We start from the raw sequence: 14,005 nt of genomic DNA on the forward strand, positions 1-14,005 counted from the left end.
CGGCTGTCATTACGAAATTCTTCGCCGCGGTTACAACGCCCCAACTATTTCTGTCGGGACTGTAGCCGCTTCCATCAGGGTCACCAAGCCATTTTTTGAATTCGGGGTCGCCGTTGTCCGCGCCGCTCCAACTTCCATTTTCGATATGAATAACATCGCTCGTGCTTGGCGGAAACATTTCCAAATAATCCTGTACGGTTGTTCCGACAAATCGTGTTGGATTGGCACTCAACCAATTCACAAAATTCGAGAAGTTACTATTGTAGTACGAGTCGCTTCCGCCGCCGTAATTATCTCCGTCATGATGAAGTACAATAAGTATCGGATGATTCGGGTCGGTGTTGTACGCTTCAAGTTGACTCATGACGTTTTCGTAATTCAACGCGCCGAAGCCGCCCCGCCCATCTTCATTTCCCATGTAACGGTCGGCAGGCACAGCAATAATTTTTGTTGATGTTCCTGTGTTCGGGTCAATATACTCGACGTAATGCGGTTGTCTTCCCCATTGTGCAGAGTTGCGCGTCGGCGCCCAGAGCCCGTTCAACTGCACCCAATCGTTTGGATTCGGATTGAGCACATCCGCTTTGTTCGGCTCATACAAATTCCCACTCGTACTGAACGGATAATTGTTGCATGCTCTGTCGAAATGAACATTATCAACCAGCACCCATTCAATTCCTTCAGCAACTAACGCAGGAATCATCTTTGGAGCGAAAGCATTTTCGGGGGGAAAAATTCCTTTCGAATAACTTCCCGAAAAATTTGCCGACATGATTTGCTTATGTGCTTGAATTTGTTTGCGCGTGTCGAGATAATCAATTAATCCCATTAACGGATGGTGATACCCGAACCCGACCATATCGAGTCGCGGATTACCAAACGAAGTATTCTGCTGTTTGATATAATTCCACGATGATTTCCAGTTCGAAAAATTTCCGTTCCCGCCTGCTTCGAGGTTGTTCAGATTTTCGATGAGTGAACCGGAAAAACTTACCTGCGCACCAAGATGTTGTAAGTTCGCGTTGATACCTGACTGAACAGCATTCTTGGGCCACGTTGTGTATGGACCGATTCTTTGATTGTGAATATCTGTTACCGAATACGAGTATCTATTATTTTGGTCGGTTTGATTGACGGTTTCGTAGGGCCAATAGATTGGTTGGTGCATGTGCCACAGAAACGCGATGTAGATTGGCGGGTTTACTTGATTGGTTTTTCCTTCCGTTTTGAGCGATGAGTTTTGAGCTATGAGCAATGAGTGCTGAGCGGTGAAAAGACAAATAGCAAATAACGAATAACAAGTAACAAATAACTTTTTCATTTCAAATTCTTCCTTTCCACACGTTAGGATTTCTATGCGAATGCATTACCGCGGTAATGATGATTTCCCCATTCGTTACGGTGTACAACATCGCATAGGGTAATCGTACCTTCATTGAAGAATCTTGGTAATGTCCTCATAATCAATCGTCGTTATCTCACCACGTTCAAATGCGTCTATTCTTCTTTCAGACTCGTCTGCCCAACGGCGTGTCATTGTTTCCTCTTTTTCGGATTCAAAGGTTTTGTACATTTCTTCTACAAGTTGCACCCGTTCTAAGGCAGAAAGGTTTTTCGTTTCATTCACAATTTGATTAAAAGTTTCCGTCATAATATTTCACCTTTTTGTTAATCGTTTACTTTTTCCCCCACTCCACCGTCGTTACTGTATGAACTCCACCCCGTACATTGTAATCTGCAATCACTTCCATCCACTTTGGCTTACAGCACCTCACCAAATCTTGCAAGATGCGATTGACTGCATGTTCCTGATAAATGCCAACGTTGCGATACGACAATAAATAGTACTTGAACGAACGCAACTCGATACAATCCTTTTTCGGAATATAATTAACCGTGATGACAGCAAAATCCGGCAAACCCGACCATGGACACACTGCCGTAAACTCGTCCGTCTCAATGTTGATGACAATATCATTTCCCGCGTATTCATACGGAAATGTGTCAAGCACACCAGCATCAATCTTGCTGGTATCATCAAAGTCGAACCGTTTATCCAGAGGTTGCGGCTGATTTTTAGTCAATTGTTTTTTACTCATAATCTGGTTAATTTGGGTGCGTTGTTGTTGTCAGTTCGTTTTAAATATACAAGTTTTTTTTCGCGAAACCACACACTTTTATGAATAATTCCTTTCATCTCCCTCTTATTATTTTTCTTATTCTCCTGTTCATTGTCGGATGTGCTACCACAAAACCAATTGCCATCAAACCGAATGAACACATAGAAATTGGCTGGACTCCGCGTGCCGTTCTCGAGACAAAGACATACCCATGGTTTGATTCGAACTACGTGGCATATAAACCAAACGGCGAAATATTTTCCCAACTTAAATCTATTCAGGATAGTCTTTCATTTCTTGTGATTTACGGAACGTGGTGCAGTGACAGCAAAAGGGAACTCCCACGCTTTTTCAAAATAATGGATTCGATGAACGTCAAGCCGGAACAGATTATTCTCTACGCAGTTGACCGAACGAAAATGTACCCTCCCGGAATTCCACAGGAATATAATCCGACGCATGTTCCGACATTCATTTTGAAATACAGAGGCATGGAAGTCGGAAGAATTATCGAAGCCCCAAAAGGGACATTAGAACAAGACATGTTCAACCAATTATTTCCTCTAACGCAATAACTACTCATGGTTGGTGAGTTTCTCAAACGCGCTGATAAGTTAATCAAAGAGGCAAACTTTGATGGCGCAGACTATGAAGTTGAGCGCGCACTTCAGATGGAGCCGAATAACGTGTATGCGCTCGCGTACCGTGACAGGATAAAAGACGCCCGTCGCCTTCATGACGAGAAGAAAAAACGTGAAGACGAAGAACGGAAAGTTCAGGAGGAAGCGCTACGCACGGCAAAAGAACAGATAAGAATAATCACTCCTCAACCACAGCCCGAACCTGTTCAACAACATCACCGAATTGCCACAGCCAAAGAGATTGACCGGTATAAAAAAATATTAGTTGATGCCTGGAGAGACGGACTTATTACTGCTCAGGAAATAGCAGTGTTGAAAAGAGTCAGAATTGATTTAAGCATCACGGAAGAGGTTCATCATACATTGGAGCGGGAAGTAAAACTCGAATGTTATGTTGATGCTGTGAGAAAAGCATGGCGCGACGGACTGATTTCCCCACTGAAAGCAGGAGCCTTAGACGGATTACGAAAAAAATATGGAATTTCAATAGAAGAACATCTCCATGTTGAAGGAAAGATTTTGTGGGAACTTCAACAGGGAACAAAAATCAGCGCCACACTTTTTCTTATTGATGATGAACAATTACTGCTGGGTGTTTTGAAAGATAGCCTACAACTCGCGGGCTTTTCTGTTCTGACCGCCACTACACCCGAAGAGGCTCTTCAAGAACTGCATAGCGTCGTGCCCGACCTTATCATCTGTGATATCCGTTTTGATAATTCAGATCTCGACGGTTTATTTATTTATGAACAAGTACGAAAAATGCCGGACCTCAACACGGTTCCCTTCATTTTCTTGTCCGGAGTTCGGGATGACCAAGTTTTGAAAACCGGGCTTGAATTAGGAGTAGATGATTTCCTGATGAAGCCGTTTAATACAGAAACACTACTTGCAGTGATTGAAGGCAAACTGAAACGCTACGGTGAACTAAAAAAATATCGAACGACAATGTAAGTGTTCCCTGCAACAGAGAAATTTCACATCACATTTTTCTTCTTTGTAGTTGATAATCCACCACGAATTCTCTATATTTTCACCCAGTATACTAAGACACGGGTAAACCTCTGCAAAACAACGATAAACAATGGACTGAAGAACTTCTTCGGATAACTGCGGATGCAAAGCAAAAGGCATTCGACGAGGAAATCAAGCGCATAGAAAAAGATGTGACGCTTCAAGCACATTCTATTGTTCAAAAATATTTTGCCGAGCAGGAAACATCTCTCAATGAAACGCTTCAGAGGGCAACAACAGAACAGCAAACGGTAATCGAAAAACTTCAACTTCGGAAGGGAGAAATCCTCCGCATACTTGCGGTCGAGCGGAAGAAGAAGGAGGAACGAAAACGTAAAGCGGAAGAAGAACGAAAACGAAAAGAGGAAGCAGAAGCAAAACGTAAGGCGGACGATGAAAAACGTCGTAAGCAAATTGAAGAACAGGAACGTAAAGAGAAAATTCGTGCCGCTATCGAACGAATTCGTTCACACCACTCAAACGCGGAATTCGAGGATGCGCTCGCTGAAGTTGAACTCGCGTTAGAACTTGAACCCGAACATTCCGACTTGAAAATTTGGGAACACCGAATAAGGGAAGCTCAGCAAAAAAAACTTCGCGATGAGGAAGCGGCTTACCACAGAGAACGTGAGTTAGCAAGCCAAAAACGAAAAGAAAAAGCAAAGACATTTAAACTGGCGGCGTTTGCTATCGTCGGCGTTGTTCTCGTTTTTTTGATTTATTATTTTCAGAAAGATATTTTTCCGCAAACAGTCACTCTTGCCATTGAACCGTTTTCGTTTACCGGGCGGAGTAGTGATGAAGCATCGTTGGGAACTTCACTCGCGCGGGAAGTATCGAACAAAATGTTGTTGATGAAAAATGTCACCGTCATGAACCTGACGTCAACAGCCAACCTGAAACGAAAACACTCGAACGTTGCACGGGCAATCAATAAGTTGGGTTTTGCTTACGTTTTACGCGGTTCGCTCTCCAGCACCGGGAACACCTATCTTGCCGATGTTCAGGTACTTGATTCATTGAACGAAGAAGTATGGGCAGGACATTTTGAAAAACCTGCTTCACAACTCATGCAACTTCCTGAAGAAATTGTTCTGGAACTTGCCAAAGCAATGGATGTAAACCTTTCCGATGACGGAATAAAAATCATCAGACGAACCGGCACCGCAAACACTTCCGCATACATTCAGTATCTTCGCGCAGTTGAACTACTGGAACAATCAACGCCTGCTTCTATTCAACAAGCATATCAGGTGTTCGAACAAGCCTCAACACTCGATTCACGTTATCCGGATGTAACCGCCGGTGTCGCAGCCGCACTACTTACAAAAATCGAGAAACAGTGGGACCGCTCCGATTCTGTTTATAGGAAAACAGAACTATTCGTGCAGAAAGCGCTCAAACTACATGCTACGTTACCGATGACAAAAATTTCTCAGGCTCGACTTGCGTCATTAAAAAGAAAATTCAATGAGGCAATAAAATTACTTGATGAGGTATTGTTACAATACCCGTCAAACTCCGATGCTCTCCTGCACAAAGGGAAGGCGTTGCTTTATCTCGGAAAATATGATGATGCTCTTACAACGTTGAACAAGTGTTATGAAGTGAACCCGCGCAACACAGAGGTATTGCTCACTCTCGGATATGCCAATGCATTCAAAGGGAAATTGCGTGAGGCAATGAGGTACCAGGAATATGCTTTACAGATTGTAGAAGACTCGACACATTATTTAGTAGAGACTGTCGGCAACATAGTGATGGCAGACCCGGACTTACAGGTCGCTATGGGAAAAAGAATTATTATTGCATGTGAACGAATTTTGAACGACCACCCCCGTGACTTGCAATTACTTTATCTTCATGCGCAAATCCTTCAAGTGCTTGGAAAAATTCCAGAAGCGAATCGCCCGCTGAATACTATGCGTGGCATCATTCAAAATCAATTGATTTATTCTCCGCAGAATGCAAATTTGCTGATGGACCTGGCGCTCACGCTTACGCGCTATGGAAGTTTCACCGAAGGATTGGACATGGCACGCCGGGCAATTCCGTACTCACGCAAAAATGTGACGGTATTATACAAATTGGCGCAAATGTATTCCGTGCAAATGGCTTCCCATCGCGGCGGGAAGATTGACCTCAATAAAAAAAATGAAGCTCTGAAGTATCTCCGGGAAGCAATTGCACTCGACTATCGAATGGATGAATTGATGAACGGCGATTTCTACAACCTTCGAGCGCAACCGGAATTTTTATCAACGATTCAATTACAATCGAAGTAATGGGAAAAAATATTCCACAGACTGACGGCGAACGAAAGAAGCAAGCAAGCGAACTCATTAAGAGCGCTGATAAACTCCTCAAGAACGGAGAAGCGGCATCCGCGCTTGAAGCGGTTGAGGAAGCATTACAACTCGACCCGGGAAATCTGTACGCTCAGGCATATCGCCAACGCATCAACAATGTTTTGGGAAAAACCGGAACTGAAGAGAAACCAATTCCTCAACAACCACTGGTTCAACAAGTTCCCGCGCCGAAACCTGCTACCGAACAACCCAAGGTTGTAACCGAAACTACGAAGTCTCCCGTCGTTCCTGAGGCAGAAAAACCAAAGCCTGTTGAATCAACACCACAAACTCCGTCGAAACCAAAAATAGAAACGCCCGTTCACGAAGCGGAATCATCCGGGAAGATGCGGAAGTTAGCGGCGATCGTGTTTACCGACATGGTTCAATATGCCGCGCTCACACAAACGAATGAATCGTTAGCGTTACAATTACTCGATACACACCAAAAACTTTTACGTCCTCTCTTTAAGAAATTCGATGGAAAAGAAATTAAATCGGTCGGAGATGCGTTTCTTGTAGAATTTATCAGCGTCCTTCAGGCAGTTCGTTGCTCGTTAGAAATTCATAACGCGCTGAACAACTACAACAGTAAAGCGCCGAAAGAAAAGCAGATTCAACTTCGCATCGGGATTCATCTCGGCGACATTATTTACAAAGACAATGATATTTTCGGAGACGGGGTCAATATTGCATCAAGGATTCAGGCACAGGCAAAACCGGGCGCTATCTATGTTTCTCAGGATGTGTATAATCAAATCCGCAACCGCGAAGAATTTATTATTGAATACGTCGGCGAAATAGAACTCAAACACATTATTACCCCGCTCCCGATTTACAAAGTACTGACCGAGTCGGAAGTAAAACAGAAACAAATAATTGAAGCGACAACAACTGCGGAGACGGAGGGAAAAGAAGAAGCTCAGGCGAAGAAAATTCAGGAATTTCTCTCTGCCGGTAAAGAGTTGTTGAAGAAAGAATCGTTACAAGAAGCGTTGATTGAAGTGACAAAAATTCTGCAAATCAATTCACATCATCCCGAAGCGCGACTGATTGAATCTCAAATACGAAACAAGCGCGTCGAAATCATCGGGAAACAAATTGAAGAAACCAAAAAACTTCCTCAACAATTGCTGATTTCTTTATACAAAGAAACGTTGAACTACGCACGTCAGGAGGGCGAACTCACTCAGGAAGAATTGAACGTGCTAAGCGGATGGAGAAATGAATTACAACTCTCTGACTCGGAACACGAACGGTTGTTGCAAGAAAAATAATTTTCTTGCAATCTTTGTTGAAACGTGGTAACAAATGCCATGAATAAATCACCAACAATCCCGGAACTTGAATCGCTTTCATCGGACAATCCGAAAATCAAATACGGCGCGGCAAAGCGATTCATCGCCATCGCTAAATCTCATCCTCAACTTCTCTCCCCTCACCTCAATTTCTTCATCAACCTTCTTGATAGCCGCAACAACATTCTCAAATGGTCAGCCATTGATGTTATTGGAAATATGTTCAGGTTCGGGGATGAATCAACAAAAAAATTATTGTTGAAGCGAATGGTTACGTTCCTTCAAGAAGGGAAATTGATAACCGCTGCTCATGCAATTGCCGCACTTCATACAATTGCCCAGTCAAATCCCGAATACAGGAAAAGTATCATTACGCACCTTCTCAACATCCAATCGTACAACTACGAAACAGACGAATGTAAAAACATCATCATGGGAAAAATCATTATTGCTTTGAAGAGTTTTGCAGATGAACTTGGAAACAACAAAACGGTCCGAAAGTTTGCTGAACAGCAAACAAACAATCCAAGAAATGCAACAAAGAAAAAAGCAGAACAATTCTTAAAACTTTTACATAGAAACAGCGAAAATGGAAATTCATTCTCATTCCAACGACACCCTTGAACAGTTCCTCACTGCAGAGCGACTTAAACCGTTACAGGCGATACACCTCGCGCTCGGAACAAGCCCTGTAACATTTGGCTTCATTATTATACTCCTTGCGCAAACTGCAGAAAACCTCCCTTCTCAAAACAGTGAACTGATACAAACACTCTCGTTCATCACGCTACTCCTTTGCACAATAGCATACTCTTCTTTTCCGTTTGTAAACAAGATATTCAATGCAAAATTTCAATCTGTCGAAACAAAGAATGTGGTAGAGCAACGGTTTAAAATCCTGGTGACGAAAAAAATCATCACCGTAGCCTCGTTTGAAATGCCCGCGATGTTCGGGTTAGTTGTTTGCCTGCTTGGCGTTCTCGATGGTTCATTCAGTTCATATCCTGAATTCTTGTTGAATATCGTTCCGGCATTTATACTCATAGTTTATATTGCTTTGACATTTCCCAGCCGAGAACGAATTGTTGACGAACTGAAACTTTCCGGGCAATAAATTTTTGAACAGAGAAACATCTCTTCACTTTCAACCGTACACCAAAGAGAATTCATTGAACGTTAATAACAATTATTTTAGGAGAACAGTATGTTCTGTCGGAATTGTGGAAAAGAAATCAATCCTCAGGCGGTCATTTGCGTTGCGTGCGGCGCGGGATTAAACAGCGGGAAACGATTTTGTCAATACTGTGGCGGAGAAACAAATCCGCTTGCGGAAATTTGCACCAAGTGCGGCGTACGATTGGCATTGCCAATCTATGAACAGGCAGATAAATCAAAAATTGCCGCAGGATTGCTTGGCATTTTCCTCGGCGGACTCGGGATTCATCGCTTTTATCTCGGCTACACAAACATCGCTGTTGCCCAATTGATTCTCGGATTACTCGGGATTGTCACGTGCGGAATCACTTCCGTTGCCTCCTGCATTTGGGGATTAGTTGATGGCATTATGATTCTCACCGGCTCGCTCAACCGTGATGCTCAGGGCAGACCCTTAAAAGATTAACCATGCTTTCTTCCTACAGCATTCGCCGACAATATTTTGTCGGCTTTGCAGTTATCTCCGTTGGAGTAAGTCTTCTTGCTATCATTCCAACGGAGGTTCTCCAAACATTACCAACAGTCTGTGTTTTCAAAAATCTTTTCGGTGTGGAATGTTTCGGGTGCGGGGTGACACGTGCGATTTCGAGTGTGTTGCACGGAGAGTTTCAACAAGCTTGGTTATTCAATAAATTCATCGTCACAATTTTTCCCTTATTAGTATTTTATTTGACGTATTCCTACTTTAAATCCAAACCAAACAAGAATATTACTTCACTACGAATGACTCCTGACCAATGACAGCAAGAATCACTTCCACCCCCCAACATCTCCACCAACAACCGAACACAACTCCCAAACCGCTTTCCCTTGAATTTTGAAACTCGATTGTTTTCAATATTTTGTGTTATTAGAATTCTATTGTACATTAAAATAAAAAATTGACTTATGCTTATCATTGATGACGAAATTGTTGCGGCTACCCAAATTTCTGAAGAAGAATTGAAGAGAGAAATTGCTCTTTTCCTTTATTCAAAGGGAATGTTATCACAAGGACAAGCACGTAAAATAACCGACTTGGATTTTATAGAATTCGAAAAGTTACTAGTCGAACATAATATTCCAAATCCATATTCAGTTCAAGAACTTGAAACTGATTTAGCAACTCTTCAGGCACTCCGAACAACATGATTGTGGTCAGCGACACTACACCAATCAGTTCATTATTCAGAATTCACCACTTACACTTACTGCATGCACTGTTTGAAAATGTTGTAATTCCATCGGCGGTCATGGAGGAACTTTTGCAACTTAGGAGGTGGGGCTACGACTTACGAGAGATATCCTCCTCGTCCTGGATTGAAGTGAAATCTGTTTCCGATAATGAATACCTTTATCAACTAAAACTTATTTTAGACGACGGAGAGGCGGAAGCAATAGCCCTCGCTAAAGAACTTCACGCAGAATTACTTTTAACAGACGAGATGAAAGGGAGAACGGTAGCAAAACGAGAAGGATTACAAATCGTCGGTACGTTAGGTATCTTACTGCGTTCCAAACAGGTTGGATTGCTTAGCGATGTTCGGCAACCATTAGATTTTCTTATCCGCGAAGCCAATTTCAGAATTTCTGACTCACTCTATCAAGAGATATTGAACAAAGCCGAGGAATAGAAATATTTCCTACTTTGTTTTCCAGCCCTTCAACATCTCCACCAACAACCTCACACCAACTCCCGAACCGCCTTTCGGCGCGTACGGTAAATCCTCCTCGAGAATTGCAGTCCCTGCAATATCAAGGTGAACCCAGTTATACTTACCGATAAATTTCTTCAGAAAGAATCCGGCAGTGATTGCGCCAGCCCAACGCCCGCCGACATTCTTTACATCTGCAACATCACTCTTGATAAGTTTTTCATATTCATCGTACATCGGTAATTGCCACACGCGTTCGTAGGTTGCTTCGCCCGCCGTTTTCAATTTCGACATCAACTCATCATCATTCCCCATCATTCCCGTTGCGTAATGACCGAGCGCAACAACACACGCTCCCGTCAACGTCGCCAAATCAATTACCGCTTTCGGTTTGTAGATTGATGCATACGCAAGCGCATCGGCAAGCACCAAACGACCTTCTGCATCCGTGTTATCTACTTCCGAAGTCTTCCCACCATAGTGAGTGATAATGTCGCCGGGACGCATTGCCGCGCCGCCAAGTAAATTTTCTGTCGAAGGAATCAATCCGATAACATGCACAGGAACTTTCAAGCGTGCTACTGCTTCCATCGTGCCGATGACCGCCGCCGCACCGGACATATCCATTTTCATCTCTCCCATTCCGCTTGCCGGTTTGATGGAAATTCCTCCGGCATCAAACGTAATTCCTTTTCCGACAAGGACTATCGTTTCAAGATTTTTCTTTCCGGCGTTGTGTTCAAGAATGATAAATCGCGGCGGACGCTCACTCCCTGAATTTACCGCAAGCAAGCCACCGAACTTCATCTCCTGAATTTTCTTTTTATCCCACACCGTACAACGGTAACCAAACTTCTGCGCCGATTCTTTTGCAATCTGTGCAAGCGATTCAGGATAGAGTTCGTTCCCAGGTGCGTTCTCCAAATTGCGGGTGAGATAGACCGCCTCACAAACAAACTTCACTTCTCGAAGTACCTTGTTGATTTCTTTCTCAATCTCCTTCTTCTCACTCACCAATGTCAGTTGAGCAACGTTCTTCTTCTCTTTGTTCTCCGTCAAGTATTTGTCATACTTGTACAAAGAAAGATACGCGCCTTCTGCCAACGCTTTTGCAAGTTCAACGTCGGTTATTGTCTCACTTGCCTCTGGCAAAACCATTGCAACATGTTTCAGTTTCATCCCCTTTGCCTGCTTCGCAGAGCGTGCCGCCGCTCTTCTGAATTTCTCAATCGTAAGTTTCTTCTCGTCGCCAAGTCCGATTAACAATAACCGGGGTGATGCCAATTTCCCTTCCGTCAAAATCGAGAGCGACTCAGAATCTTTCCCTGTAAAATTTTCTAACTCGATGATGTGGTCAATCCGTTTCCCGAAGAGTTTTCGTAACTCAGCAATGCGTTTTTTAAATGTCGTTTTGGATTCTTCGATGAAATAAACCACAGCATCTGCTTTGACAGACTTTAGACTTGATGTTTGGAAAGATAAATTCATAGACTTGTATTAGTTTTTGGTTATGGTTGAGGATTATAGATTACAATCATTTAGTTTGAAGCAATGAGCATCTAATAAACAATAATGATACAAATGACAAATGACTAATGACAATTGACAATTTACCATTGACAATTTATATTGACTACTCACAACGAACAACTCACGAAATATACTTCGAAACTGCTTCCAACACCCGTCGAATAGATTCCTCCAGAGAAACATCATGCACACGGGCGCCGGCGGCATTAAGATGTCCGCCTCCGCCAAATTCGTTAGCGAGTTTGTTAATGGGAATTGTCCCTTTCGAGCGGAAACTGATTTTCACTCCGTTCGGCATTTCATTGAACAACATTCCAACGAGAACACCGCGTACACTCATCGGGTATGTTGTGAAGTTATCAGTTTCAACTTCTGAGGTTCCTGTTTGCTCGAACATTTTTCTTGTGCAAACGACATACGCCACTTTTCCATCGCAGGCAAGTTTCATTGAATCAAGCATTTCGCCGAGCAACCTCATTCTGCCGACCGACCATTGTTCATACACATTGGAAAATAATTCAGTCGGGTCTGCGCCGCAATCAAGAAGATGTGCGGCGATGTGGTGTGTCTCTGCATCCGTTCTTGGAAAACGGAACGAACCGGTATCAGTCATGATTGCCGTGTAAAGATAGCGCGCAGTTTTTTTGTCAAGCATTGACTTATCAAACGACATGAGAAACTGATACACAATTTCCCCGGTTGATGTTGCATCAGCATTGATAACAAAATGCTGTGCGAATGAATCAGCATCGAGGTGATGGTCAATGATAACTTTGGTGGCTTTGCTTGAAAGAACCGCCTCCTTCATGCTTCGAAGTCGCTCAGGATGGTTTGTATCAACAACAAGGATTACGTCCGCCTGAAGAATCTTCTCCGTATCCCGTTCCGGAGTGAACTTGAGAATTTCATTCTGTTCATCAAGCCAAACATATTGTTCCGGCGTCTCGCTATGATTGATAATTGTTGCATGCTTTCCTCGTTTACGCAACGCCCTAGCGAGTGCAAGTTCGGAGCCTAATCCGTCACCATCAGGATTGACATGTGTCGTCAGAACAAATGTGTTGTTCTGTTCGACGATTGATTTGAGTTGAGTGAAATCCATTCTAACAAAAAAGCCCCCGATAATTTGGAGGCTTCATTTTCTTTTATTGAATTGTCCACGTCTCGCCATGATTCAACAACTTTTCCAAATCTCCTTCTCCATTCTTTTGGATTGCTGTTTGAACCTGCCGTTCAATTTCAACTTCATACAACGGCTTCTGCACTTTGTAGAACACGCCAACCGGTCTCGGTAAGTTCGGGATGCTCGACATCCGGGCGAGAATAAACGAAAGCATCGTATCGTTCTCGTTGTGAACAATCAAATCATTCACAGAATATTTTCCATCGCTTAACGAAACGACCGTCGGGGTAAATCCTTCAAGTTTGATTCCTTTATCTTTCTGTTTGCCGAACACCATTGGCTTTCCGTGCTCAAGATACACCACGTTCTCATCCTTCGTCTCTTTTTCCGTGAACGGAAAGAAGGCTCCGTCATTGAAGACATTGCAGTTTTGGTAAATCTCTACAAACGCAGTTCCCTGATGTTCCGCCGCGCGTCGAATAACCGATTGCAGATGCTTCGGGTCTCTGTCAAGCGTGCGGGCAACGAATGATGCTTCCGCACCGAGAGCGAGCAGTGTCGGATTGAATGGCTGGTCAACCGTTCCTTGCGGAGATGATTTCGTGACTTTACCGAATTCTGACGTTGGTGAATATTGTCCCTTTGTCAAACCGTAAATCTGGTTGTTGAACAAAATGACTTTCATGTTCACATTACGACGACAGACATGAATAAAATGATTTCCGCCAATGCTCAATCCGTCTCCATCGCCTGTTGCAACCCAAACGGTCAAGTCAGGTCGGGCAATTTTCAAACCCGTGGCAATTGCAGTCGCGCGTCCATGGATGCCGTGAAAGCCGTATGTATCCATGTAATATGGAAAGCGACTTGAACACCCGATACCGGAAACAAAAACAAGATTATGTTTCGGGATACCAAGTTCGGGCATCACTCGCTGAACCTGCGCGAGAATCGAGTAGTCACCACAGCCGGGACACCAACGGACGTCCTGGTCGGAGGAAAAATCCTTTGCAGTATATTTTTCTGCTGTAAAATTTTTGTTTGATTGTATGAGTTCTTCAACTAAATGCATGGTCAATCTC

General features: G+C 43.3%; 16 protein-coding genes. 10 read left to right on the forward strand and 6 right to left on the reverse strand.

Annotated elements, in window-relative coordinates:
- From HY960_08170 to queF, 3 genes are all read right to left on the reverse strand, one after another.
- Positions 1-1,321: hypothetical protein (locus HY960_08170; protein ID MBI5215714.1), on the reverse strand; the 1,321-nt coding region annotated here is incomplete at its 3' end.
- Between the two features lie 111 nt (positions 1,322-1,432).
- Entirely contained in the window at positions 1,433-1,651 is a 219-nt protein-coding gene (locus HY960_08175; protein MBI5215715.1) for an addiction module protein, read from the reverse strand.
- A gap of 25 nt (positions 1,652-1,676) precedes the next feature.
- Positions 1,677-2,099 carry an NADPH-dependent 7-cyano-7-deazaguanine reductase QueF gene (gene queF, locus HY960_08180; GenBank protein MBI5215716.1) on the reverse strand — a complete coding sequence of 141 codons (423 nt, stop codon included), beginning with the start codon at positions 2,097-2,099 and terminating at the stop codon, positions 1,677-1,679.
- An 80-nt stretch (positions 2,100-2,179) separates the two neighbouring features.
- On the opposite strand from queF, the gene HY960_08185 reads away from it, so the two are divergent.
- From HY960_08185 to HY960_08230, 10 genes are all read left to right on the forward strand, one after another.
- The gene (locus HY960_08185; protein ID MBI5215717.1) at positions 2,180-2,695 is read left to right on the forward strand and encodes a thioredoxin family protein; all 516 of its coding nucleotides are present in this window, start codon (positions 2,180-2,182) and stop codon (positions 2,693-2,695) included.
- Between the two features lie 6 nt (positions 2,696-2,701).
- On the forward strand, positions 2,702-3,715 hold the full coding sequence (locus HY960_08190; protein ID MBI5215718.1) for a response regulator: 1,014 nt from the start codon (positions 2,702-2,704) through the stop codon (positions 3,713-3,715).
- A 212-nt stretch (positions 3,716-3,927) separates the two neighbouring features.
- The gene (locus tag HY960_08195) at positions 3,928-6,060 is read left to right on the forward strand and encodes a tetratricopeptide repeat protein (GenBank protein ID MBI5215719.1); all 2,133 of its coding nucleotides are present in this window, start codon (positions 3,928-3,930) and stop codon (positions 6,058-6,060) included.
- Positions 6,060-7,400: a hypothetical protein gene (locus HY960_08200; GenBank protein MBI5215720.1), complete on the forward strand. Its 1,341-nt coding sequence runs from the start codon at positions 6,060-6,062 to the stop codon at positions 7,398-7,400. The genes HY960_08195 and HY960_08200 overlap by 1 nt, the downstream gene beginning before the upstream one ends.
- A gap of 39 nt (positions 7,401-7,439) precedes the next feature.
- Entirely contained in the window at positions 7,440-8,045 is a 606-nt protein-coding gene (locus HY960_08205) for a hypothetical protein (GenBank protein ID MBI5215721.1), read from the forward strand.
- Positions 8,011-8,535, forward strand: coding sequence for a hypothetical protein (locus HY960_08210; GenBank protein MBI5215722.1), 525 nt, complete (start codon positions 8,011-8,013; stop codon positions 8,533-8,535). The genes HY960_08205 and HY960_08210 overlap by 35 nt, the downstream gene beginning before the upstream one ends.
- A gap of 90 nt (positions 8,536-8,625) precedes the next feature.
- A complete protein-coding gene (locus tag HY960_08215) occupies positions 8,626-9,042 on the forward strand; it encodes a TM2 domain-containing protein (GenBank protein MBI5215723.1) in 417 nt (138 codons plus the stop codon).
- Between the two features lie 2 nt (positions 9,043-9,044).
- Positions 9,045-9,377, forward strand: coding sequence for a DUF2752 domain-containing protein (locus HY960_08220; protein ID MBI5215724.1), 333 nt, complete (start codon positions 9,045-9,047; stop codon positions 9,375-9,377).
- Positions 9,378-9,524: 147 nt separating this feature from the next.
- On the forward strand, positions 9,525-9,767 hold the full coding sequence (locus HY960_08225; protein ID MBI5215725.1) for a UPF0175 family protein: 243 nt from the start codon (positions 9,525-9,527) through the stop codon (positions 9,765-9,767).
- Positions 9,764-10,249: a DUF3368 domain-containing protein gene (locus HY960_08230; GenBank protein ID MBI5215726.1), complete on the forward strand. Its 486-nt coding sequence runs from the start codon at positions 9,764-9,766 to the stop codon at positions 10,247-10,249. The genes HY960_08225 and HY960_08230 overlap by 4 nt, the downstream gene beginning before the upstream one ends.
- A 9-nt stretch (positions 10,250-10,258) precedes the next feature.
- Here HY960_08230 and HY960_08235 read toward each other — a convergent pair whose 3' ends face one another.
- From HY960_08235 to HY960_08245, 3 genes are all read right to left on the reverse strand, one after another.
- The gene (locus HY960_08235) at positions 10,259-11,758 is read right to left on the reverse strand and encodes a leucyl aminopeptidase (GenBank protein MBI5215727.1); all 1,500 of its coding nucleotides are present in this window, start codon (positions 11,756-11,758) and stop codon (positions 10,259-10,261) included.
- A gap of 163 nt (positions 11,759-11,921) precedes the next feature.
- Positions 11,922-12,902: a bifunctional oligoribonuclease/PAP phosphatase NrnA gene (locus tag HY960_08240; GenBank protein ID MBI5215728.1), complete on the reverse strand. Its 981-nt coding sequence runs from the start codon at positions 12,900-12,902 to the stop codon at positions 11,922-11,924.
- Positions 12,903-12,945: 43 nt separating this feature from the next.
- Positions 12,946-13,995, reverse strand: coding sequence for a 2-oxoacid:ferredoxin oxidoreductase subunit beta (locus HY960_08245; protein ID MBI5215729.1), 1,050 nt, complete (start codon positions 13,993-13,995; stop codon positions 12,946-12,948).
- Positions 13,996-14,005 lie beyond the last annotated feature (10 nt).

The organism is Ignavibacteriota bacterium (genome assembly GCA_016212665.1).
Taxonomy (GTDB): domain Bacteria; phylum Bacteroidota; class Ignavibacteria; order UBA10030; family SZUA-254; genus FW602-bin19.